At 64.4% G+C, this 23,696-nt stretch carries 21 protein-coding genes; 15 read left to right on the top strand and 6 right to left on the bottom strand.

Annotated elements, in window-relative coordinates; translation table 11 throughout:
• Together DBR12_RS00530 and DBR12_RS00525 are read right to left on the bottom strand one after the other, a co-directional pair.
• Positions 1 to 1,088 (bottom strand): MBL fold metallo-hydrolase (locus DBR12_RS00530; protein ID WP_146185434.1); only part of this gene is annotated, 1,088 nt, incomplete at its 3' end.
• A 53-nt stretch (positions 1,089 to 1,141) separates the two neighbouring features.
• Positions 1,142 to 1,846, bottom strand: coding sequence for a glutathione S-transferase N-terminal domain-containing protein (locus DBR12_RS00525; RefSeq protein ID WP_108615460.1), 705 nt, complete (start codon positions 1,844 to 1,846; stop codon positions 1,142 to 1,144).
• 97 nt (positions 1,847 to 1,943) lie between these two features.
• Between DBR12_RS00525 and dapF the strand changes: the two genes are divergently transcribed.
• The 3 genes from dapF (at position 1,944) to DBR12_RS00510 (ending at position 4,617) form a co-directional block, all read left to right on the top strand.
• Complete coding sequence (dapF, locus tag DBR12_RS00520; RefSeq protein WP_108615459.1) at positions 1,944 to 2,825, top strand: diaminopimelate epimerase; 882 nt, start codon at positions 1,944 to 1,946, stop codon at positions 2,823 to 2,825.
• Entirely contained in the window at positions 2,822 to 3,514 is a 693-nt protein-coding gene (locus DBR12_RS00515) for a DUF484 family protein (RefSeq protein ID WP_108615458.1), read from the top strand. The genes dapF and DBR12_RS00515 overlap by 4 nt, the downstream gene beginning before the upstream one ends.
• 119 nt (positions 3,515 to 3,633) lie before the next feature.
• Complete coding sequence (locus DBR12_RS00510) at positions 3,634 to 4,617, top strand: tyrosine-type recombinase/integrase (RefSeq protein WP_108615457.1); 984 nt, start codon at positions 3,634 to 3,636, stop codon at positions 4,615 to 4,617.
• A 30-nt stretch (positions 4,618 to 4,647) separates the two neighbouring features.
• On the opposite strand, the gene DBR12_RS00505 is transcribed toward DBR12_RS00510, so the two are convergent.
• The 4 genes from DBR12_RS00505 to DBR12_RS00490 form a co-directional block, all read right to left on the bottom strand.
• Positions 4,648 to 6,285: a methyl-accepting chemotaxis protein gene (locus DBR12_RS00505; RefSeq protein WP_108615456.1), complete on the bottom strand. Its 1,638-nt coding sequence runs from the start codon at positions 6,283 to 6,285 to the stop codon at positions 4,648 to 4,650.
• 72 nt (positions 6,286 to 6,357) lie between these two features.
• Positions 6,358 to 6,915 carry an MCP four helix bundle domain-containing protein gene (locus DBR12_RS22430; protein WP_233244230.1) on the bottom strand — a complete coding sequence of 186 codons (558 nt, stop codon included), beginning with the start codon at positions 6,913 to 6,915 and terminating at the stop codon, positions 6,358 to 6,360.
• 256 nt (positions 6,916 to 7,171) lie between these two features.
• Positions 7,172 to 8,806: a methyl-accepting chemotaxis protein gene (locus DBR12_RS00495; protein ID WP_108615455.1), complete on the bottom strand. Its 1,635-nt coding sequence runs from the start codon at positions 8,804 to 8,806 to the stop codon at positions 7,172 to 7,174.
• 68 nt (positions 8,807 to 8,874) lie between these two features.
• Positions 8,875 to 9,393, bottom strand: coding sequence for a chemotaxis protein CheW (locus DBR12_RS00490; RefSeq protein WP_108615454.1), 519 nt, complete (start codon positions 9,391 to 9,393; stop codon positions 8,875 to 8,877).
• Positions 9,394 to 9,568: 175 nt separating this feature from the next.
• Between DBR12_RS00490 and DBR12_RS00485 the strand changes: the two genes are divergently transcribed.
• The 12 genes from DBR12_RS00485 (at position 9,569) to murF (ending at position 23,684) form a co-directional block, all read left to right on the top strand.
• On the top strand, positions 9,569 to 10,804 hold the full coding sequence (locus DBR12_RS00485; RefSeq protein WP_108615465.1) for a class I SAM-dependent rRNA methyltransferase: 1,236 nt from the start codon (positions 9,569 to 9,571) through the stop codon (positions 10,802 to 10,804).
• Positions 10,805 to 10,929: 125 nt separating this feature from the next.
• On the top strand, positions 10,930 to 11,991 hold the full coding sequence (locus tag DBR12_RS00480) for a GTP-binding protein (protein ID WP_108615453.1): 1,062 nt from the start codon (positions 10,930 to 10,932) through the stop codon (positions 11,989 to 11,991).
• Between the two features lie 178 nt (positions 11,992 to 12,169).
• Entirely contained in the window at positions 12,170 to 12,997 is an 828-nt protein-coding gene (gene dksA / locus DBR12_RS00475; protein ID WP_108615452.1) for an RNA polymerase-binding protein DksA, read from the top strand.
• A 58-nt stretch (positions 12,998 to 13,055) separates the two neighbouring features.
• Entirely contained in the window at positions 13,056 to 14,804 is a 1,749-nt protein-coding gene (locus DBR12_RS00470) for an STAS domain-containing protein (RefSeq protein WP_108615451.1), read from the top strand.
• 229 nt (positions 14,805 to 15,033) lie between these two features.
• On the top strand, positions 15,034 to 15,597 hold the full coding sequence (gene hslV, locus DBR12_RS00465) for an ATP-dependent protease subunit HslV (RefSeq protein ID WP_108615450.1): 564 nt from the start codon (positions 15,034 to 15,036) through the stop codon (positions 15,595 to 15,597).
• Between the two features lie 98 nt (positions 15,598 to 15,695).
• Entirely contained in the window at positions 15,696 to 17,021 is a 1,326-nt protein-coding gene (gene hslU / locus DBR12_RS00460; RefSeq protein WP_108615464.1) for an ATP-dependent protease ATPase subunit HslU, read from the top strand.
• Positions 17,022 to 17,273: 252 nt separating this feature from the next.
• Complete coding sequence (mraZ, locus tag DBR12_RS00455) at positions 17,274 to 17,702, top strand: division/cell wall cluster transcriptional repressor MraZ (RefSeq protein ID WP_108615463.1); 429 nt, start codon at positions 17,274 to 17,276, stop codon at positions 17,700 to 17,702.
• A gap of 2 nt (positions 17,703 to 17,704) precedes the next feature.
• The gene (gene rsmH / locus DBR12_RS00450) at positions 17,705 to 18,631 is read left to right on the top strand and encodes a 16S rRNA (cytosine(1402)-N(4))-methyltransferase RsmH (protein WP_108615449.1); all 927 of its coding nucleotides are present in this window, start codon (positions 17,705 to 17,707) and stop codon (positions 18,629 to 18,631) included.
• 4 nt (positions 18,632 to 18,635) lie between these two features.
• Positions 18,636 to 18,965 (top strand): cell division protein FtsL, encoded by a 330-nt coding sequence (gene ftsL / locus DBR12_RS00445; protein ID WP_108615448.1) that lies wholly within the window; start codon positions 18,636 to 18,638, stop codon positions 18,963 to 18,965.
• Positions 18,962 to 20,707, top strand: a complete 1,746-nt coding sequence (locus tag DBR12_RS00440; protein WP_108615447.1) for a penicillin-binding protein 2 — start codon at positions 18,962 to 18,964, stop codon at positions 20,705 to 20,707. Before ftsL ends, DBR12_RS00440 begins: the two co-directional genes overlap by 4 nt.
• On the top strand, positions 20,704 to 22,212 hold the full coding sequence (locus tag DBR12_RS00435) for a UDP-N-acetylmuramoyl-L-alanyl-D-glutamate--2,6-diaminopimelate ligase (RefSeq protein ID WP_108615446.1): 1,509 nt from the start codon (positions 20,704 to 20,706) through the stop codon (positions 22,210 to 22,212). The genes DBR12_RS00440 and DBR12_RS00435 overlap by 4 nt, the downstream gene beginning before the upstream one ends.
• Complete coding sequence (murF, locus tag DBR12_RS00430) at positions 22,209 to 23,684, top strand: UDP-N-acetylmuramoyl-tripeptide--D-alanyl-D-alanine ligase (protein ID WP_108615445.1); 1,476 nt, start codon at positions 22,209 to 22,211, stop codon at positions 23,682 to 23,684. The genes DBR12_RS00435 and murF overlap by 4 nt, the downstream gene beginning before the upstream one ends.
• Positions 23,685 to 23,696 lie beyond the last annotated feature (12 nt).

The raw sequence follows: 23,696 nt of genomic DNA, 5'->3' as shown, positions 1-23,696 counted from the left end.
GCCTGCAGCGGCGCGGCGCCTGGCGAGTGGTCGGGGTGCGAGTGGGTGCACACAATCATGCGGATGTCGCCGCCCGCAGCGCGCCAGAGTTTGTCGAGGTGCTCGGGGTCCGCCGGGCCGGGGTCGATGGCGATGAAGCCCGTGGCGGGGTCGCCCACCAGGTAGCTGTTGGTGCCGGGGCCGGTCATCACGCCGGGGTTGGGGGCGGTCAGGCGCTGCACGTTGCGCAGCAGGGGTACGGGGCGCTCGGTCTGCCAGTCCAGCGGGTGCACGATCTGGCCGTCGGGGCACACCAGGGCCAGCTCGCCGTAGGGCATGTCGCCCTCCATGTAGCGGGCTTCCTTGCCCGCCAGCGTGCCCGCGCGGGGGCAGCTGGTCCACAGTGGCGCTTCGCTTTTCAGCGCATCGAACACCGCCTGCGTGCTGCCAAACCCGGCCAGCCGCTGCAGGGTGCGGATGGTCGGAAAGATCATGAAGAACTGCCCCGCCTCGTGCCGCGCCAGCGCGTCGGCCGGGCGCACCCACACGGGCTCGAACTGCTCGGCCTCGTCGGCCACGGGCTCCTGGCCTTCGGGCATGCGGGCGACGAGGAAGGGCACATCAAAGCGGCGCGGCAGGTCGCGGTCGGTGATCCAGTGCGCGAGCAAAAACACGCCGTCGGCCGCCAGCCGCAGCCCGCGTGCGGCGCATTGCGCTGCAAAGGGCTGGTGGCGGTCGATGGCGGCGATGTCCTGCGCGTCGGCCATCTGCCCCTGGCGCGGGCCGTCGGCGTGGCGGGCCAGCAGCACGCCCAGCTCTTCAAAACTCTCGCGGATGGCCGCGATGGCCTGGGTCAGGTGCTGGTCGCTTTGCGTGGGGCGGCGGTCTGCGGCGGCGTGGGTTGGCGGTGTGGCATCCAGGGCATCGATGCCGCCGCCGGGGAACACATAGGCACCGGGCGCAAAGCTGGCGGTGGCCGAGCGCCGGGTCATCAGGACTTCAATGCCTCCTGCGTTGCCTGGCGCATCGCGCAGCAGCAACACCGTGGCGGCTGCGCGGGTGGCGACGGGTTCGCGAAAGGGGTGGAGCTGTTGGTTGGAGCGGGGCATCGGGCCATTATCGAGGCCCGGTGCCCGCTTGTCTGTCCGGCTGCCCCGCTGCGTCAGCCGCGCGCAGGGATTGCCAGCCCCCGGGCCACGGCCGGGCGCGCCGCAAAGGCGGCGAGCACCCGCTGCACCGCCTTGAACTGGTCGAACTCCACCAGCTCGCCCGCGCCATAAAAGCCCACCAGGTTGCGCACCCAGGGCAGGATGGCGATGTCGGCGATGGTGTACTGGTCGCCCATCACCCACTGGCGGTCCGCCAGGCGCTGGTCCAGCACGCCCAGCAGACGCTTGGACTCGGCCACATAGCGGTCGCGTGGGCGTTTGTCTTCATAGTCCTTGCCCGCAAACTTGTGGAAGAACCCGAGCTGGCCAAACATGGGCCCCACGCCGCCCATCTGCCACATCACCCACTGCAGGGTTTCATAGCGCCCGGTGGTGTTCTGCGGCAGCAGCTGGCCGGCCTTGCTGGCCAGGTACACCAGGATGGCGCCGGACTCGAACAGTGCCAGCGGCTTGCCGTCCGGGCCGTTCGGATCGAGGATGGCCGGGATCTTGTTGTTGGGGTTGAGCGACAGGAACTCGGGCGAGGTCTGGTCGTTGGTCTCAAAGCTCACCAAGTGGGGCTCGTAGGGCAGGCCCAGTTCTTCGAGGGCAATCGACACCTTCACGCCGTTGGGCGTTGGCAGCGAATACAGCTGGATGCGGTCGGGGTGCTGGGCAGGCCACTTGCGGGTGATGGCAAAAGCGGAAAGATCGGTCATGCGAGGATCTCTAGAGGTTGAACGGAGGTTGAACGGAGGTTGCGAAGCCTACGCCCGCTCCCGGTGGAACGCAGGGCCGGGGCCATAATCCCTTCCCATGCAGATTCGCTTTACCAAAATGCAAGGCGCGGGCAACGATTTTGTGGTGCTCGACGAAACCCAGGGCCGTCTGGGGCTGTCTGCGGCGCAGTACCGCTTTCTGGCCGACCGCCACTTTGGCGTGGGTGCCGACCAGATTCTCACCGTGCGGCCATCGCCGGGCGAAGGCATCGACTTTGAATACGTGATCCACAACGCCGATGGCGGCGAGGTGGAGCAGTGTGGCAACGGCGCGCGTTGCTTTGCGCGCTTTGTGCACGACAAGGGCCTCACGGACAAGGACCAGATCCGTGTGCAAACCCAAAGCGGCGTGATTGCCCCGCGCCTGACGGCCGACGGCCGTGTCACGGTGGACATGGGCCGCCCTGAGTTCGATCCCGCCAAGGTGCCTTTTGATGCGTCCGGCCTGGTGCCCGTGGCGCAAGGTTTAGGGCAAAAGTGGCCGTTGCCGCCTGATGGTAAAGCGTTTTCAGCTATCGTTTTGGTAGCTGTTGTGTCCATGGGCAATCCCCATGCCGTACAGCTGGTGGACAACGTGGACACTGCGCCCGTGCAAGAAACCGGCCCCCTCATCGAAAGCCACGCGCGCTTTCCCCAGCGGGTGAATGCGGGCTATCTGCAGATTGTGGACCGCACCCATGTGCGCCTGCGTGTGTTCGAACGCGGCGTGGGCGAGACCCTGGCCTGTGGCACCGGCGCCTGCGCGGCGGTGTCGGCGGGCATCCGTCTGGGTCTGCTCGACTCCGAGGTGCATGTGGATACGCGCGGCGGTCGCCTCACCATTGCCTGGAGCGGCCAGGAGGCCGACTCCGTTTTCATGACCGGCCCCGCCACCACGGTGTTCGAAGGCCAGATCGACATCCCTGACTCCCTCGTATGACGACCTCCCACATCCCACCGATCACCGAAGACGACATCGCCCAGTTTTTGACGAACACCCCTGGCTTCTTCGAGCGGCATGCCGAGGTGTTGGCCAGCGTGCAGATCACCAGCCCCCACGGCGCGCGCGCCGTGAGCCTGCAGGAGCGCCAGGCCGAGATGCTGCGCGAGAAGATCAAGGGCCTGGAGCAGCGCATCATGGAAATGGTGCGCAACAGCACCGAAAACGCGGCCATTGCCCACAAGGTGCACCAGTGGACCGGCAGCTTGCTGCAGGTGCGCGACCCGTTCGACCTGCCGCAGGCCGTGGTCGAGGGTGTTCGCACATTGTTCGACGTGCCCCAGGCGGCGGTGCGTGTGTGGGAAGTGGCTGCACCGTACATCGACGCCGATTTCACCCAGGGCGCCAGCGAAGACGCGCGCGCGTTTGCCTCGTCGCTGACCATGCCGTTCTGCGGCCCCAACCTGGGCTTTGAGCCTGCGGGCTGGCTGGCAGCTGAGGCGGGCGAGCCGGCCCAGTCGCTGGCCCTGCTGCCACTGCGCGCGGGCGCCATCGACAGCGCCACGCCTGCGTTTGGCCTGCTGGTGCTGGGCTCGCACGACCCGCAGCGGTTTGATGCCACCATGGGCACCGACTTCCTGTCGCGCATGGCCGAGCTGGCCAGCGCTGCGCTGCTGCGCTTGAAATGATGCCCCCCTGTGCGGCTGCGCCGCTTCCCCCCTGCGGGGGGACGCCACCCCTGGCCCGGCGAAGCCGGTTCCGCGGTGGTGCAGACCTTGGGGCGCGCCAGTTGCTGGGGTAGTGCTCCATGCCCGACGCGCGGCCCACGCAAACCCCCGCAGACCCGCAGGTCCTGCGCTATCTGGAGCATGTGCGCGTAGAAAAGCGGCTGGCCGCGCGCACGCTCACGCTCTACACCCTGGACCTGGAGAGGTTGGCGCAGTTCGCAGCGGGCGTGAACGTGCCGCTGCTGCAGCTCACCAGCGCCCACATCCGCCGCTTTGTGGCGCAGATGCACAGCGCGGGGCGCAGCGGGCGCGGCATTGCGCTCATCCTCTCGGGCTGGCGTGGGTTCTTCACCTGGGCCGGACGGCAGGGGCTGATTGCGCACAACCCGGTGCAGGATGTGCGCGCCCCCAAGGCGCCCAAGCCCCTGCCCAAGGCGCTGGGCGTGGACGATGCCGTGCGGCTGGCCGAATTCGACAACACTGGCGCCGACCCCTGGCTGGAGGCGCGCGATGCCGCCATGGTCGAGCTGCTGTATGGCTGCGGCTTGCGCGTGGGCGAGCTGGCAGGGCTGGATGCTGTTGCGAACGCCGACACCCATCGCCTGGGGCGCGGCTGGGTCGATCTGCAGGCGGGCGAGGCCCATGTGTTTGGCAAGGGCAGCAAGCGCCGCAGCGTGCCGGTAGGCGCAGCTGCCATTGCAGCGCTGCAGGCCTGGCTGGCCATCCGCGCCACGCCGTTTGGCGGTGATGGCGCGGCGCGGCTGGATGCCGCGCTGTTCGTGGGCCAGCGGGGTGCACGGCTTACGGCGCAGTCCATCTGGCTGCGCCTGCGCCAGCGCAGCCAGCAGGCCGGGCTGACCACGCCCGTGCACCCGCATATGTTGCGCCACTCGTTTGCCAGCCACCTGCTGCAAAGCAGCGGCGACCTGCGCGCCGTACAAGAGCTGCTGGGCCACGCCAACATCACCACCACGCAGGTCTATACACGGCTCGACTTCCAGCATCTTGCCAAGGTGTACGACGCAGCCCATCCCCGCGCGCGCAGGAAAAATTCAGGCGACTGAGGCCGTTTGCGGTCCGCCCCGCGACAAGCATCAGGCCGCAGCGATGGTGCTCTGGCCGTGTTCCAGCAGGGGGTGGCGGGCAGGCTGGTGGGGCAGGGCGGCGCGGTGTGCATGCACCTCGGGCAGCTTGAAGGTGGCCACGGTGTCCACCAGCTCTCCGGCCTGGTGGTTGAGGCTGGCAGCGGCGGCGGCCATCTCTTCGACCAGGGCGGCATTCTGCTGGGTGGCCTGGTCCATCTGGGTGACGGCCTCACTGATCTGATCCATGCCCTCGCTCTGCTCGGTGCTGGCAGCGCTGATCTCGCCCATGATGTCGGTGACGCGGCGGATGGAGGCGACCACCTCGTTCATGGTCTGCCCGGCACGGTCTACCAGGGCGGTACCTGCTTCCACGCGCTCTACGCTGGCGCCGATCAGGCTCTTGATCTCGCGCGAGGCTGCGGCAGAGCGGCTGGCCAGCACACGCACCTCGGTGGCCACTACGGCAAAGCCCTGGCCTTGCTCGCCGGCCCGGGCGGCTTCAACAGCGGCATTGAGTGCCAGGATGTTGGTCTGAAAGGCGATGGAGTCGATCACGCCGATGATCTCGGTGATCTTGCTGCTGCTGTCGTTGATGTCCTTCATGGTGCGCACCACGTCAGCCACGACCTCACCGCCCTGCATGGCAATGGTGGTGGCGCTGCGTGCGAGCTGGTTAGCCTGGAGCGAGCTGTCGGCGTTCTGCCGCACGGTCGCATTGAGCTGTTCCATCGACGCAGCGGTTTCCTCAAGCGCGCTGGCCTGTTCTTCGGTGCGAGACGACAGGCTGTTGTTGCCCTGGGCAATCTGCTCGGACGCACTGGCTACGTTGACCGAACTCTGGTGCACCATGGCCACCATCGCCACCAGGCTGTCCTGCATGCGCTTGAGCTGTGCCATCAGGCTGGTCGTGTCACCGGGCTTGAGGTGGATGGCCACCGTGAGGTCGCCATGGGCCACGCTGCGCGCCAGCGCGGCGGCGGTGCCGGGCTCGGTGCCCAGCTCACCGACGATGCTGCGAGCCACCAGGGTTCCAAAACCCAGTGCAAACAACACGCCGCCTGCAATTGCCAGAGCCACAAACAGCCGGGTGTTGACATAGGACACCACGGCTTGGTCGTATTCCTTGCGGGCTGTATCCAGCTGCACCTGCACCAGCGCGCCCAGCACGTCTTGCAAGGGGTCGAGTGCGGGGTACATCTCCTTGGCTGCATAGGCGGTGAGTCCTGGCAGGTCCTTGCGTGCAATCAGTTCCTCCAGGGTGCGCACGGCACCATCGGCCTGAGGTTGCAACGTTTTGAACTGCGCGGCCAGCCGCACCTCGTCGGCCACCAGTTCGGTGGCCAGGTAGGCGCTCCAGTTCTCGCTGATTTCCTTTTTGGCCCGGGCGATGGAATCGAGCCCCTGCTGGTGCGTGAGGGCTCCGTCCCGCACTTTGTGCGCAGTGTCCACTACGTTCACGGCGTAGGCGTCTGACACCAGCTTGATCTGCTTGAGGGGGACCACCCGGTCCTGGTATACGGTATTCAAGCCTGCATTGGCGCGCTGCATGCCTGTCAGGCCGACGCTGCCAATGGCTATGGTGAGCAGGCACAGTGCTGCGAGCAGCAGCGACAGGCGGGTTGAAACTTTCAGCTGTTTGAAGTTCATGGTGAACGCCCTGCTTGGTAAAAAGACCGTCACCCAACTGTGGGGCTGGGTGCATGCCGCGTTTGTGACGCGTCAGAAACTCTCCCAATTTGCTTCACCCCCGCCTGCAGGTGCCATCGCGTAGGTGGCGGGCTGCGGGGCGGTGGTGATGCGGGTCCGGTGGCCCTGGGCAGGGCGTGGGTTGTTGTGGTTGCCCACCATCGGCCGAGCCGCGGTGCGCTGCTGCTTGGCCCGTGGGGTGTGCTGAGTGAGCGCCAGGGTCTCTGCACGGTCGGGGGGCGCCAGCGCCACGGTTTTGCCTTGGGGCGAGGTGATCTGCTGGCCCAGGGTATCGAGGAGCTGTGTGATCTCTTTGCGCTTGCGGTTGACCGTGGCCTGGTGGCGTTGGATGCTCTCGGGGCGGGTATCCAGCAGCATCTGCGTGAGTGCCAGCTCCACGGCCGTCACATCCTCCTTGGTTACATGCAGGTTCAATACCTTGGGAAAACGGTCGTCAATGATGGAGTGGAAGGCTGTATCCGCGCGGTGGGCCAGCCCCATGGACATGGTGCCCATGATGCCAATGAGCAGACCCATCAGACCAAAGCCCAGCGTGAGCCGGGTAGAAATCTTCAGGTCGTTGAAGTTCATGGTGTGCAGTTCCTTGCAGGTTGTGCAGCGACTCAGTGACAGACGGCATGTGTATCACTCCGTGCAGAATTGGCAAGAAATTTTTCGACACCGAGCAGGATCGACATGCGCTGGCCGATTGCGCCGATGGCCAGAGCGCGCTCAGGGCCTATGTCGCCTTGCTGTGCGGACATATGGAGCCACTTGCTTGCCGGCCACCTGCTGCAGCGCAGAGGCGACCCGCGCGCAGCGCGGCTGCACACCCAGCGGATTGCCGTCAGCCCGCAGCGATACTCACCTGGCCATGGCCCGGCAGGGGGCTGCGGGCAGGCTGATGGGGCAGGGCGGCGCGGTGTGCATGCACCTCGGGCAGCTTGAAGGTGGCCACGGTGTCCACCAGCTCTGCGGCCTGGTGGTTGAGGCTGGCAGCGGCGGCGGCCATCTCTTCGACAAGGGCGGCGTTCTGCTGAGTGGCTTGGTCCATCTGGGTGACGGCCTCGTTGATCTGGTCCACGCCCTGGCTTTGCTCGCTACTGGCTGCGGTGATTTCGCCCATGATGTCGGTGACGCGGCGGATGGAGGCGACCACCTCGTTCATGGTCTGCCCGGCACGGTCTACCAGGGCGGTGCCTGCTTCCACGCGCTCTACGCTGGCACCGATCAGCGCCTTGATTTCGCGTGCTGCCTCTGCCGAGCGGCCTGCCAGGCTGCGGACCTCGCTGGCGACCACTGCGAATCCACGGCCTTGCTCACCGGCACGGGCGGCTTCCACTGCCGCATTCAGCGCAAGAATGTTCGTCTGGAAAGCAATCCCATCGATCACCCCAATGATTTCGGATATCTTTTGCGAGCTGTCATTGATGTCCTGCATCGTTCTCACGACATCGGACACCACATCGCCGCCTCGGCTGGCAACGGTCGATGCACTCTGTGCCAGCTGGTTGGCCTGCCGCGCATTTTCTGAATTCTGTCGCACCGTGGAATTGAGTTCTTCCATGGATGCTGCGGTTTCTTCCAACGCGCTGGCTTGTCTTTCCGTTCGGGTGGATAGGTCGCTGTTGCCCGAGGAAATTTCGGCGCTCGCATTGGCCACGCTTTCAGAGCCTTGGCGAACCCGCTCAACCACCTGAGCGAGGGAGGCCTGCATGGTTGCCAGGGCTGCCAGCAACGGGCTGAACTCGTCTTTCGCGTGGTCTTGGATGTCGGCAGTCAGGTCGCCATCGCGCACTCGCTCCGTGATCGCGCGGGCCGTCACCACGCGGCGTTTCAATACGCTGGCGATATGCCAAGAAAACAGCAGCAATCCCACGGCCACTGCAATGATGCAGCTCAAAAGTACCTGCAGCGTTTTGCTTGCGTCTGCTTGCACAACGGAGACGTTTTCCTCGAGGAACTCGTTTTGGAACTGTTTTTGGCTGGCCAGTTGTTGCAGCACTGTGTTGCGTGCCGGAATCGTCTGGTTTACCAGGAACTCGAATGCTTGCTCCTTTTGCCCTTGCGTGATCAGTTGGGCGTTCTGCCCAGCCACTTGCCAGAAATACTCCAGTGCTTTGGACAAGGTGGAAAACTCCTCTTTTTCCTTGAGCGAGAGCGCTGCCGTGCCAAGAGCTTGCTGTGCGGAGCCGATGAGCTTGCGCTTGTCCTCAATGTCTGCAAGCGTGGCGCTCAGGTCTGACGGGGTGCCCACCAGCAGCGCGTGCCGAAGCTGGAGCGACGCGCGCGTCACGTTCAGCTCCATGGAGGCCAGTCGCTGCTGCTGCGGGATCACTTCATCACGCACCTTCCCGGTTAGCGCCTTGATTTCGGACAGGAGCAACCACGCCACGAATGCGACAGTGCCCAGCCCGATGATGAGTGTGAACGAGAGGAAGTAAAGGCGGGTGCCGATACCGATGGTGCGGAGGATGTTCATGGCGTACCTTGTCTTGGTGCATTTGCAGAGAAGCGGAATGTCTATCGAGTGGACTGAGGTGGGTGCCGTTACTGAACGGGGGCCGGTATAACTTGTGCCGAGGCGAGAAGCTGCTCGATGTCGAGAAGGATCAGCATCCGGGAGCCCACCGTCCCGATCGCGAGGAAGTGGTCGAGATCCAGGTCGGTGTCCAGTGCGGGCACGGGGCGCAATTGCTCGCGCTCCAGCGTCAGCACGTCTGAGACGCCGTCCACCACCACTCCCACCACGCGCTGGCCAATGTTGAGCACGATGACCACTGTCAGGTGGTCGTATTTCACGGTGGCAAGGCCCAGCTTCAGGCGCAGGTCGATGATGGGCACGATCACGCCGCGCAGGTTGACTACACCTTTGATATCTGCGGACGCGTTGGCAATGGTGGTGGGCTTGTCGTAAGAACGGATCTCTTGAACCCGCAGGATGTCCACGCCGTATTCCTCGTTTCCGATCTTGAAGGCCAGGAACTCGCGGATGTCCGTCAGCGGCTTGGTCAGACCTTGCTGTGGCGATGCGGTCCGGGAAGAAGCGGTTAGGGTGGGTTCGGGCATCGCATTCCTTGATAAAAATGATATTTTGATCAATTCTAGTTTTTTGTAATCATATTTGTCAAATATGCAATTTTTGCAGGGCGGTGCTTGTGTGGGTGCGATATGACACGGGGTGTTTGAGCATTGCGAGGTCGTTGCGCATGCGCGGGTGTTGGCCAGCCTGCACAATCCGGGTATGAAAACCCTTCGCCTTCGCCCAGGCAAAGAGCGCTCGCTCTTGCGCCGCCACCCCTGGATCTTTGAATCGGCTATCGCCAAAGGCGGCGGCGACAGCGGCGAGACTGTGCGTGTAGAGTCGCACGAGGGCCAGTTTCTGGCCTGGGCTGCCTACAGCCCCAGCTCGCGCATCCGCGCGCGGGTGTGGAGTTTTGACGAGGCGCAGCGCATTGATGCTCCGTTTTTTATAGCTTCTTGCGCACGTTCCATAATCGCTAGAGCCCGATTCGACGTGCAAAGCGATGGCGTGCGTCTGGTGCATGGCGAGTCCGATGGCCTGCCTGGGCTCATCGTGGACCGTTATGGCGACACGCTGGTGGCGCAGTTCACCAGTGCAGGCACTGAGCGCTGGAAAGGCGTGATTGCCGATGCGCTGCTGCGCGAGACGGGCCTCACCAAGCTGTATGAGCGCTCGGACGCCAGCGTGCGTGCGCTGGAAGGCCTGGAGCCCGCCACGGGCTGGCTGCGCGGCGGGCCCATCGGCATGGTGGGCGACAGCGAAGGGCCACCACTCGAACTCACCATCAACGAGCACCAGTGGCGCCTGACCCTCAACATCGCCGAGGGCCACAAGACCGGCTTCTACCTGGACCAGCGCGACAGCCGCAAGAGGTTTGCCGATTACACCCAGCGCTTGGGCTTCAAGCATGTGCTCAACTGCTTTTGCTACACCGGCGGCTTCAGCGTGGCGGCGCTGGCGGGCATGCGCGCGGCAGGCGTCGTGGCCGATGGGCATGTTACGTCTATCGATTCTTCAGGCCCGGCCCTTGAGCGCGCCCGGACCCATGTGGCGCTCAACGGTTTCGATCCGAACCGGGCCACCTTCCTCGATGCCGACGTGAACGCCTCGCTGCGCCAGTTCCTCAAGGAAGGTCAGCGCTTTGACGCAATCATCCTCGACCCCCCAAAGTTCGCCCCCACGGCGGCGCACGCCGAGCGCGCCGCGCGCGCCTACAAGGACATCAACCGCCTCGCGCTGCAGTTGCTCACGCCCGGCGGCGTGCTGTTCACCTTCTCATGCTCGGGCGGCATCAGCGCCGATCTCTTCCATAAGATCGTGGCCTCGGCAGGGGCGGATGCGGGCGTGGATGGCTACATCATGGAGCGCCTGGGCGGCGCGCCCGACCATCCGATGACGCTGGAGTTCCCGGAAGGGGAGTACCTCAAGGGCCTGGTCGTGATGCGCAAAGGGTAAGCCCCTCAGCTCCCGGCAGGGGCTTGACAGCCTCGGTACACTGAAAATACGCCCCTTGTGCGGGGCTCTGTGGCTTGCGACGCCGACCGCGGCGCAGGTATTTGACTCCCTTGAAAGACAGATTTATGGCACTGATCCCCGTCACCATCCTCACCGGCTTCCTGGGCTCGGGCAAAACGACGCTGCTCAAGCGCCTGCTCTCCGAAGCCCATGGGCAGAAGATTGCTGTGATCGAAAACGAATTCGGCGAAGAAAACATCGACAACGACATCCTCGTGACCGAGTCCAAGGAGCAGATCGTGCAGATGAGCAACGGCTGCATCTGCTGCACTATCCGTGAAGACCTGCGCGAGACGCTGCAGCTGCTGGCAGCCAAGAAGCGCAAGAATTTGCTGGAGTTCGATCGCATCGTGATTGAGACCACCGGCGTGGCCGACCCCGGCCCGGTGGCGCAAACCTTCTTCATGGATGAAGAAATCGCCGAGACCTATCTCATCGACTCCATCATCACGCTGGTGGACGCCAAACATGCGCCCCAGCAGCTCAACGACCGCCAGGAAGCGCGCCGCCAGGTGGGCTTCGCCGACCAGATATTCCTGTCCAAGACCGACTTGGTCAGCGCCGAGGCAACCGATGCGTTGATCCATCGCTTGAAGCACATGAACCCGCGCGCGCCCATCAAGGCCGTGCATTTTGGCGAGGTGCCGCTCAAGGAGGTGCTGGACCTGCGCGGCTTCAACCTCAACGCCAAGCTCGACATCGACCCTGACTTTCTCAAGGAAGAAGAGCACGGGCACGACCACCATGATCACGACCACGAACATGGCGAGCACTGCAGCCATCCTTCTCACCAGCATGACCACGACCATGGGCACCACCATCACCATGACGATGATGTGAAGAGTTTTGTCTACCGCTCTGAGCGTCCGTTCGATCCGGCCAAGCTCGAAGACTTTCTCGGGGCGATTGTCAATATTTATGGCCCGCGCATGCTGCGTTACAAAGGCGTGCTTAATATGAAAGGCACCGAGCGCAAGGTGATCTTCCAGGGCGTGCACCAGCTCATGGGCAGTGACCTGGGCCCCCAGTGGGCCGAAGGCGAACCAAGGGTGAGCAAGATGGTCTTCATTGGTATCGACCTGCCCAAGGATATTTTTATGCAGGGACTGGAGCAGAGTCTGGTCTGACCTGTTCGCCGGTGCAGGGGCGTTGTGTTGGCCCGATTTGTGTTGTATCCGCAACGTTTTCGTTTGCGTCAGCCCAGGTCGATACAATCGCGCCCCGGTAAAACCACCCAAGGCTTGCCACCAGTCCCCGGCCGTGAGAGCGGCCAAGGGCCCGCCCGTACAGCGAGGAGACCAGGAAGTGAAAGCCGACACCAGCAAACCCAAGGCGGCCACGAAGGCAACCAAGCCCGCCGCTGCAGCCCCCGTGGCAGAGCCCAAGCCCACCGTTAAAGCCACTGTGGCCAAAGTGGCTGTGGCCGCGCCCAAAGCTGCAGCGGCACCCAAAGCTGTTGTGGGCAAGGTGGCCAGCGCTGCCGTGGCAGCCCCGGCGCCCAGCCCTGCCGCACCGGTCGACTTGCAGGTACCCGTGCGCACAACCCGGCCTTCTTCCCGATTGGCCCAATTGACCGTACCATCCATGGCACAGGCAGTGGCCTCCACCGCTGCCAAAGCCAGTTATTTACATACCATGCCCACGACCGTGCAAGCGCAGCCGACCTTCACCGCTGCCAAAAAAGACCCCAAGCTGGCGAACAACTGGAAAACCAAGTCCGCCGCCGAGTTGACCGACGCTGAAGTCATGGCCATGCCCGACAGCGAGTACATGAACGACAAGCAAATGGCGTTTTTCCGCCTCAAGCTCGTTCAGCTCAAGCAGGACATCCACAACAGCGCTGGAGAAACCACCGAACACCTTCGGGAAGACACCGTGGTGGTGCCGGACCCGGCGGACCGCGCAACGATCGAGGAAGAGCATGCTCTGGAGCTGCGCACCCGCGACCGCGAGCGCAAGCTGCTCAAGAAGATCGAACAGTCCATTGCCCGCATTGATGCAGGCGACTACGGCTACTGCGACGAGACCGGCGAGCCCATCGGTACGGGCCGCCTGATCGCCCGCCCCACGGCCACCCTGTCGCTGGAAGCGCAGCAGCGTCGCGAACTCAAGCAGAAGATGTTCGGAGACTGATCGGGCCCCACGGCCTGATGACGATCATCGCTGCGCACTCTCCCCTGTACCCTGAGCCATGAGCAAGGAAGAAACCACCCCCGGCGGCCTGCTATCGAAGGTGGTTCGGTTCGTGAAGAATCCCACGGTCAACTGGACGGAACTGGACTCCATCCAGGACGACCGGGAGAGTCAGTACAGCAAGCAGATGCTCAAGGAGATGATTGAGCGCAAGCGCCGCAACGACTTCGTGCGGCGTCGAGAGTTCGATCAGCTGCGCAAGCTGCGCCAGCGCGAAGTGCTGCAAGGCCAGCGCGTAGAAGATGCAGCCGGCCGTCCCTCGTTCTTTCAAAGCAGCATGGCCTCGCCCGACGAGCGTGCCGTCACGCTCAAGAAGATCGACGAGATTGAGGCGCAGATGTCGCAGCAGTGGTGGAAGAGCAAGCAAGGAACCGACGCTCCCACCCAGCCAGGCGTGATGCCTGCGTCCAGCATGGCGGAACCATCCGACTCCGCCCATGCCAGGGCCTATGCCCCTACTGCACCCGGCAGCCTGCCCGCGCCGCTGGACAACCAAGCCGCTGTCCAGCCATTGTTTGCGGATGACAGCATGGCCATTGGCAAGTTTGGTGGCATCGATGCGCAGATGCTCGCGGGCAACCCGCAACCCGTCGAGGGATCCTTCAGCCCTGCGGCCACTGCGGCAGCGTCTGCGACCGCATCCGAACCGGAGGAATTCGTGCACGAACCCGACCTTGAAGAAGCCTCCATTCGGTTTGCCAACGGCGACCATGCGGGTGCAGAGTCCGGATTGCTGGATGTACTCGCCCAGCACCAGCAGGACGATCCCGAGCAGCAGCTCGAGATCTGGATGACGCTCTTTGACCTGTACCGCGCCACCGGGCAACACGATCGTTTTGATGCACTGGCCATTGACTTTGCGGCCCAGTACAGCCGCTCGGCCCCCCTGTGGTACTCCATCCCCGAGCTGCTGGGGATGGTGGCAGTGGCTGCGCCCGCTGCAGACGCTTCGCCAGTGCCCGGCATGCGCCGCGATTTCAGCTGGAATGCGCCTCCCACCGTGGCGGTATCTTCGGTAGCCGCCCTGCAGGCATCGCTGACGCGCGCAGCTTCTCCCTGGACGCTGTCCTGGTCGCGCCTGACGGGCATCGACGAGGCAGCGGTGCCCCTGCTGGCTGACTTGGTCTCGCAGTGGTCCGACCGCGAAGGCCAGCTGGTGTTCTCGGAGGTAGAAAAACTCAACGCCCTGCTGGAGGCCAAGACCCAGTCAGGCGACCGTTCCAACAGCCCCGAGTGGTGGCGCCTGCGCATGGCCATGATGCGGCTCATGGGCAAGCCCGATGAGTTTGAGCTGGTGGCGTTGGACTACTGCGTCACTTATGAGGTCTCGCCTCCGTCCTGGGTGTCGCCACGCTGCGGGTACTCCGACAATGAAGGGGTGTCCTCCGGTGCGGCGCCCCTGGCGGCCGACAGCGACTTCATGGTCTCCGACCTGGGCGAGCTGTCCGCGCCCGCCCCGCTGGAGACCGGGCCCGTAGCGCAACTCAGTGGTCACATCGATGGTGATGCCACGCCGCTGCTGCAGCCGTTCGAGGCCTTCCTGCGCCCCGGTGTGCCTCTGGTCATTGCCTGCGACAAGCTTATCCGCGTGGATTTTGCGGCGGCGGGTTCGGTGCTCAACTGGGCAGCTGAGCAACAGGGGCATGGCCATGTGGTCCAGTTCCACAACTTGCAGCGGCTGGTGGCGATTTTCTTCAACGTGATTGGCATCAACGAACACGCCTGGGTGGTTCCGCGCAAGAACTGACTCCCCCTGAGTCGCTTCGCGCCTTCCCCCTCTCTCGCTACGCGGGAGAGGGACGCTCCCATTGCATGTAAGCGAAGCGCCGCATCCGTAGCTTGGCGGCCCTTGCGCGGGGGCGCTGGCCTGGGCAGCGCCAGTACCATGAGTCGCCTGACAGTGGCGTAGATTTGCTCACGGCATGTGGTTCCACTTTGGCTTGAAAGTGGCGCCCGCGACCCCATCTTCCGCTGCTATGGACTCATCTCAAAACACCCCGGTGTTCCACGGCACCACCATCCTTAGCGTGCGCCGCCAGACGCCCGCAGGCATCCAGGTCGCCATTGGCGGCGACGGCCAGGTCACGTTGGGCAACATCGTGGTCAAGGGCACGGCGCGCAAGGTGCGCAAGCTCCACCACGGCAAGGTGCTGGCAGGTTTTGCGGGCGCCACGGCCGATGCCTTCACGCTGTTCGAGCGGTTTGAAGCCAAACTGGAAAAACACCAAGGCCACCTGACGCGCGCGGCCATCGAACTCACCAAGGATTGGCGCACCGACCGCGTGCTGCGCCGTCTCGAAGCCATGCTGGCCGTGGCCGACGCGAGCGCTTCACTCATCATCACGGGCAATGGCGACGTGCTGGAGCCTGAGCAGGGCATCGTGGCGATCGGTTCGGGCGGCGCCTACGCGCATTCGGCCGCCAAGGCGCTGCTGGTGAACACCGATCTGTCCGCACAGGAGATCGTGAAGAAGTCGCTCGAAATCGCGGGCGAACTCTGCATCTACACCAACATGAACCACACCATCGAAACGCTGTAAGGCGGCAAGGTTCGTTTGCTCATATTTTGATAGCTAATGGCGCTTATCTATTGCGCGCAGACGGCTATTTTTTCTTTGAATTTGAAGGCAGGCCCCGCATGTCCTCCATGACACCCCAGGAAATCGTTTCCGAACTCGACCACCACATCGTGGGCCAGGCCAGCGCCAAGCGCGCCGTGGCCATTGCGTTGCGCAACCGCTGGCGCCGTCAGCAAGTCGAAGGCAGTCTGCGCCAGGAAATCACGCCCAAGAACATTCTCATGATCGGCCCCACCGGCGTGGGCAAGACCGAGATCGCGCGGCGCCTGGCGCGGCTGGCCGATGCGCCTTTCATCAAGGTGGAGGCCACCAAGTTCACCGAGGTGGGTTATGTCGGCAAGGACGTGGACTCCATCATCCGCGACCTGGCCGAGATGGCAGTCAAGCAGACGCGCGAGGCCGAGATGAAGAAGGTGCGCATGCGCGCCGAAGACGCCGCCGAGGAGCGCATCCTGGACGTGCTGATCCCGCCCGCCCGTGCCGCCACCGGCGCCGAGCCTGCGGTCGACAGCACCGCCCGGCAGGTGTTCCGCAAGAAGCTGCGTGAAGGTTCCTTGAACGACAAGGAGATCGAGATCGACGTGGCCGAGGCCCGCGCGCCGCTGGAGATCATGGGCCCGCAAGGCATGGAAGAAATGACCGAGCAGCTGCGCGGCATGTTCAGCCAACTGGGCCAGGACCGGCGCCGCGCGCGCAAGCTCAAGATCGCGGAAGCGCTGAAGCTGCTCACCGACGAAGAGGCGGCCAAGCTCGTGAACGAGGAAGAGATCAAGACCCGCGCGGTGGCAAACGCGGAGCAGAACGGGATTGTCTTCATCGACGAGATCGACAAGGTGGCCGCGCGGCAGGAAAGCAGCGGGGCGGATGTGTCCCGCCAGGGGGTGCAGCGCGACCTGCTGCCGCTGGTGGAGGGCACGACGGTGTCCACCAAGTACGGCATGATCAAGACGGACCATATCCTGTTCATTGCTTCGGGCGCGTTCCACCTGTCCAAGCCCAGCGACCTTATCCCGGAGCTGCAGGGGCGTTTTCCGATCCGTGTGGAACTGGAATCGCTGTCGGTGAAGGACTTCGAGGCCATCCTCACGCAGACGCATGCATCGTTGGTCAAGCAGTACCAGGCGCTGCTGGCCACCGAAGGGGTCACGCTGGAATTTGTGCCCGAAGGGATTACGCGCCTTGCACACATCGCCTTTGACGTGAACGAGCGCACCGAAAACATTGGCGCACGCCGACTGTCCACCGTCATGGAGCGCTTGCTTGACGAGGTCAGTTTTGATGCAGCACGCCTGTCTGGACAAACCGTCACGGTGGATGCTGCCTATGTCGACACCCGCCTGCAGACCCTGAGCCAGGACGAAGACCTGTCGCGCTACATCCTGTGACGATACGGCCCGGCCTTGAGAGGTCACTTTCATAGGCTTCCGTAAGTTCTTCTTTTTCAACAACTTTTGGCGCTTTGTTGGCTGCAAATTCGCGCCTAAGTTGTTGATTTCATTACCAAAGTTTGGTGGACGCCCTCTTGTTCGGTGTGCTTTTCCTGCTACAGTGCAAAAAAGTGCAATTAAGTGGTGAAAAGTGCCCTCAAAGTCCATTCCTGGACCCGCGAGGCGCAAAACCGAACTGGGAATCTGTCCGTGTTTCAAGGTGCCTCGTCGCTAAGTCTCGATGCGAAGGGTCGGCTGTCCGTGCCGACCCGGCATCGTGACGTGCTCGCGGCCACGGCATCGGGCCAGCTCACGATCACCAAGCACCCGCACGGCTGCCTGATGGTGTTCCCCCGTCCCGAGTGGGAGAAATTCCGCGAGCGCATTGCCCAGCTGCCCATGTCCGCCCAGTGGTGGAAGCGCATCTTTCTGGGCAACGCCATGGATGTGGAGATGGACGCCACGGGTCGCGTGCTGATTTCGCCCGAGCTGCGCGAGGCAGCCGGTATTTCCAAGGACACCATGCTGCTGGGCATGGGTAACCACTTCGAACTCTGGGACAAGGCCACCTACGACGAGCAGGAGGCCAAGGCCATGCAGGGCGAGATGCCGGATGTCTTCAAGGACTTCTCCTTCTGACCATGACATCCACTCCTTTGCAACACACTACCGTTCTGCTTGATGAAGCCGTGGACGCCCTGCTGGGCGGCGCGGGGCCCGAGCCTGCAGGCACCTGGGTGGATGGCACCTTCGGGCGGGGAGGGCATTCGCGGCGCATCCTGCTGCGGCTGGGCCCCCAAGGGCGTCTTGTCGCATTTGACAAAGACCTCGAAGCCATTGCCGAAGCAACGCGCATCACCGATGCGCGTTTTTCCATTCGGCACGAAGGTTTTCGCCATCTTGCTGATTTGCCGCCTGCCAGCGCATCAGGCGTATTGATGGACCTGGGCGTGAGTTCGCCCCAGATCGACAGCCCCGAGAGGGGTTTCAGTTTCCGTTTTGACGGCCCGCTGGATATGCGCATGGACACCACGCGCGGCGAAAGCGTGGCCGATTGGTTGGCCACGGCCGAAGTCGGTCAGATTGCGGAGGTGATACGTGACTACGGTGAAGAACGGTTTGCTGGCCCCATTGCAAAGGCGATTGTTGCTCGGCGCGAAGAGCGGGGCCCTCTTGCAACCACCGCCGAACTGGCCGATCTCGTGGCTGGCGCGGTCAAAACCCGCGAGCCGGGCCAGAACCCTGCAACGCGCACATTTCAAGCTCTTCGGATTTTCATCAACGCCGAGCTTGAAGAGCTGCAACAGGCGCTAGAGGCCAGCCTGTCGGTGCTGCAGCCGGGCGGGCGCCTGGTGGTGATCAGCTTCCACTCGCTCGAAGACCGCATCGTCAAACAGTTCATCGCCAAACACTCCAAAGAGGTGTACGACCGCCGTGCGCCTTTTGCCAAGCCGCAGGCGATGAAGCTCATGGCGCTGGACCGCATCAAGCCCTCTGTCGCCGAGATCGAGGCGAACCCCCGCGCACGCAGCGCGATCATGCGCGTTGCCGAACGCACCGAGGTCTGAATAAATGACCAGGCTCAACCTCGTCCTGCTGGTGGCCGTGCTGGCCAGTGCCATTTATCTGGTGCACACCCAGTACGAGTCGCGCCGCCTGTTCACAGAGCTGGACCGAGCCATTGCCGAGGCGCGCCGCCTGGAAACCGAGCACCAGCGCCTGCAGGTGGAAAAACGCGCCCAGGCCACTCCGCTGCGCGTGGAGAAGATCGCTCGCGACCAGCTGAAAATGCGCACCGCCACCCCGGCTATCACGCAGTACGTGTCCGATCCGCAAGGCGTGTCTGGGGCCGCGGTGGCCGCGGCCAGCGCGGCGGCGCAGCCCGGGAGTGCGCAGCCATGAGCCGCAGCGTGGTCTACACAGCAAGCCCTCTGCTTGCCAGCAAGACGCCGGTTTGGCGCAGCAAGTTCATCGTGGCGATGATCGCACTGGGCTTCGTGGGCCTGGGCGCCCGTGCGGCCTATGTGCAGGTGTTTGGCAACGACTTCTTCCAGCGCCAGGGCGAGGTGCGTTTTGCTCGCACGCTGGAGTTGCCAGCCAATCGGGGCAAGATCCTCGACCGCAATGGCTTGATCCTGGCATCCAGCGTGCCAGCGGCCAGCATCTGGGCCATCCCCGAGGATGTGGATCAGGAAAAGCCCGAAGTGCGTGCCAAGCTCAAGCAACTGGCCAAGCTGCTCGACATGCCCCAGGCCGAGCTGATGAAAAAGCTGGCAGACGAGGACAAGACCTTTGTCTGGGTCAAGCGCCAGTTGGACTGGGATGTGGGCCAGCAGATCGCCAAGCTCGATATCAAGGGCATCTACCAGCGCAAGGAATACAAGCGCCAGTACCCCGAGGGCGAGGCCGCCGCGCATGTGGTCGGTTTCACCAACGTGGAAGATCATGGCCAGGAAGGCATGGAGCTGGCCTTCAACAAGGACCTGGCCGGCAAGCCCGGCTCGCGCCGTGTGATCAAGGACCGCTTGGGTAGGGTGGTCGAAGGGGTGGGCGAGACGGTCCAGCCGGTGGACGGCAAGAACATGCAGCTGTCCATCGACAGCAAGGTACAGTTTTTTGCCTACCAGAAGCTGCGCGACCAGGTGACGGCACACAAGGCCAAGGCGGGCAGTGTGGTGGTGCTGGACGCCCACACGGGCGAAGTGCTCGCGCTGGCCAACTACCCCAGCTACGTGCCCGACAAGCGCCAGAACCTCACGGGCGAGCAGCTGCGCAACCGCGCGCTCACCGACACCTTCGAACCGGGCTCAACCATGAAGCCCATCACCATCGGCTTGGCGCTTGAAAGTGGCCGGGTGCGACCCGAAACCGTGGTGGACACCGCGCCCGGCCGCATCAACATCACCGGTTCCACGATTTCGGACACGCACAACTATGGCGCGCTCACGGTGGAGGGCGTTATCCAGAAATCCAGCAACGTGGGTACCACCAAGCTCGCGATGCAGATGCCTGCGCGCGAGATGTGGGAGACCTTCTCGGCCGCAGGTTTCGGCCAGAAGCCGCAAATCGACTTCCCTGGCGCGGTCAGCGGGCGCTTGCGCCCTTACAAGAGCTGGCGCCCGGTGGAGCAGGCCACCATGTCCTATGGCTACGGCCTGTCTGCCAGCCTGTTCCAGATGGCGCGTTCGTACACCGTGTTTGCCAACAGCGGGCGGGTGATCCCCGCGACCATGCTCAAGTCCGACCAGCCCGCCGTGGGTGTGCCCGTGTTCTCCGAGCGCACCGCCGACCAGGTGCGCAAGATGCTGCAGATGGCTGCAGGTCCCGGCGGCACCGGCCAAAAGGCGCAGACCGTGGGTTACTCAGTGGGTGGCAAGTCGGGCACGGCGCGCAAACAGGTGGGCAAGAGCTACGCTGTCGGCAAATACCGTGCCTGGTTCACCGGCATGGCGCCCATCGACAAGCCCCGCATCGTCGTGGCCGTGATGATCGATGAACCCAGCAACGGCGTGTATTACGGCGGTGCTGTGGCCGCGCCTGTGTTCAGCGAAGTAGTGCAGCAGACGCTGCGCATGATGGGCGTGCAGCCCGACATGGCCGTCAAGCCGCAGATCGTGGCCAATGCGGTGGAGGAGTCGCTGTGACGGTGGCCTTGCCCCTGCTCGCCTCGGTGCACGACGCCGTGGCCTGGCTGCGTGAGCGAGTCACAGGCACACTGCAGACGGACAGCCGCCAGATCCGCCCAGGCGATGGTTTTATCGCCTGGCCCGGCGCTGCCACCGACGGCCGTGCACACATCGGCGACGCGCTCGCACGTGGGGCTGTGGCCTGCCTGGTGGAGCACGAAGGTGCCGAGGCATTTGTGCTGGCTGGGCTGCCCGTTGCCGCACTGCACGGCCTGAAGGCTGCAACGGGCCTGATCGCCACCGACTGGTTCGAGCACCCCACGCAGAGCCTGGATGTGCTCGCCGTGACGGGCACCAACGGCAAGACCAGCACCAGCTGGTGGTTGGCTGAAGCACTCAATGTGCTATCAAAAAATGAGCTTTATGGGCATGATGGGTGCGCGGTAGTGGGTACTTTGGGCGTGGGAACGCCCCCTGCGCTGGCCAGCACCGGCATGACCACGCCAGACCCTGTCCGCCTGCAGCGTGCGTTCCGGCAGTTCGTCGATGCGGGCCGCGGCGCCTGCGCCATTGAGGCATCGTCCATCGGTCTGGCCGAGCACCGGATGGTGGGCACCCGCATCCGTGTGGCGCTGTTCACCAACTTCACGCAGGACCACCTGGACTACCACGCAGGTATGGCCGCTTACTGGCAGGCTAAGAGCATGTTGTTCGACTGGCCGGGCCTGCAGTCCGCTGTGGTCAATATCGACGATACGCGCGGGGCTGAGTTGTACGCCACACTCGCCAGTCGCAATCTTGATCTGTGGAGCGTTTCCATCGCCGGCCCCGCTCGCCTGGTGGCGCGCGACATTGGCATGGGCGATGGTGGCCTGCGCTTTACCGTGGCCGAAGGCGTGCAGGCGCATGTGCTGCAGACCCGCGTGATCGGGCTGTACAACGTTTCCAACCTTCTGGGCGTGCTGGCCGGGTTGCGCGCGCTGGGCGTGCCGCTGGAACACGCGCTGTACGCCTGTGCCCAGCTCTCGCCCGTGCCCGGCCGCATGCAGCAGATCCACCAGAGCGGCCAGCCCTTGGTGGCCGTGGACTACGCCCACACGCCCGATGCGCTGGAAAAAGCCCTGCAGGCCCTGCGCCCCATCGCTGCCGAGCGTGGCGGGCAGCTGTGGTGCGTGTTTGGCTGCGGTGGCGACCGCGATGCGGCCAAGCGCCCGCTGATGGGGGCTGTGGCCCAGAAGCAGGCTGACCAGGTGGTCGTGACCAGCGACAACCCACGCAGCGAAGACCCCGCAGCCATCCTGCACCAGATCCTGCAAGGCACCATCGCCAGCAACGCCGTGCGGGCTGAGCCCGACCGCGCCGTCGCCATTGCCCTGGCCGTTGCCTCCGCCGCTCCCGCCGATGTGGTGTTGATTGCTGGCAAGGGCCACGAAAACACCCAGGAGACGGCGGGGGTGCACCAGCCGTTCTCCGACATGGCCCATGCGCTCAGCGCACTGCAGGCCCGAGGAGCCCGCCCATGATCACCGCCCCCGCCACGATGCTGACCCTGCCGCAGGCATTTGCGCTGCTGCAGCCGCATGTCCCGGGCGCTCGCCTGGTGGGCGAGGGCGCCACGGCCCTGGCCCGCGTACACACCGACACGCGCACCCTGCAGCCGGGCGACCTGTTTGTGGCACTCAAGGGCGAGCGTTTTGATGCAAACGCCTTCCTGGCCGACGCACGCGCCGCTGGCGCCGCAGCGGCCATCGCCCATGGTGGCCTCGCCGCTGCGGGCCTGCCGGGCATCGAGGTGCCCGACAGCCTGGCCGCCCTGGGCGCGCTGGCCACGGGCTGGCGCGCACAGTTCAGCCTGCCGCTGATTGGTGTGACCGGCAGTAACGGCAAGACCACGGTGACGCAGATGATTGCGTCCATCCTGCGCGCCTGGCAAGGCGAGGCCGCATTTGCCACGCAGGGCAATTTCAACAACGACATCGGCGTGCCGCTGATGCTGCTGCGCCTCACGAGCGCACACCGCGCGGCGGTCATCGAGATGGGCATGAACCACCCGGGTGAAATCTCCCAGCTCGCCGCCATGGCCCTGCCCACGGTGGCGCTGGTCAACAACGCGCAGCGCGAGCACCTCGAGTTCATGCACACCGTCGAGGCCGTGGCGCGCGAGAACGGCTCGGTGTTTGCCAGCCTGCCTGCCGATGGCGTGGCGGTGTTCCCCGCGGGCGATGCCTACACGGCCCTGTGGCACTCGCTGGCGCTGGCGCAGCCGGGCCGCCGCACGTTCACGTTTGGCGAGGGCGGAGATGTCCGCTGCGCGCGCGCCGCCTGGGAGCGCGGCGCCTGGGCCGTGGCGCTGGCCACGCCCCAGGGCGAGATCGCCACGCGTCTGCACATTGCCGGTCGCCACAACGTGACCAACGCATTGGCCGCCACCGCTTGTGCGCTGGCCGCTGGCGCACCGCTGGCCGCTATTGCGCAGGGGCTGCGCGACTTTACGCCGGTCAAGGGCCGCTCGCGCGCCTTCAGCGTGGCGCTGGCAGGTCACGAGATCGCGGTGGTGGACGACACCTACAACGCCAACCCCGACTCCATGCGCGCCGCCATCGAGGTGCTGGCCGAACTACCCGGCCCGCAGCTGCTGGTGATGGGCGACATGGGCGAGGTGGGCGACCAGGGGCCGCAGTTCCACGCCGAGGCCGGGGAGCTGGCCCACACGGCGGGTATTCCCCTGCTGTTTGCGCTGGGCGCGCAGTCGGTGCACGCGGCTTCGGCCTATGGCGACGGGCAGGGGGGTGTTGCCCGGCATTTCAACGATATGGACGCACTGCTGGATGCGGTGCGCCAGGCCTTGCCCACGGTGGGCAGCGTGCTGGTCAAGGGATCGCGATTCATGAAGATGGAACAGGTGGTGGGGGCCATTGCCGCCGCTGCACCACCCCCAGAACAACAACAAAAAACGATGGAATTACTGGAGGGACGCCATGGCGCAACACATTGACATTGCCCGCGT

It is taken from the genome of Acidovorax sp. HMWF029 (assembly GCF_003060895.1).
Taxonomy (GTDB): domain Bacteria; phylum Pseudomonadota; class Gammaproteobacteria; order Burkholderiales; family Burkholderiaceae_C; genus Acidovorax.
This window is presented reverse-complemented; position numbering and strand designations above follow the sequence as displayed.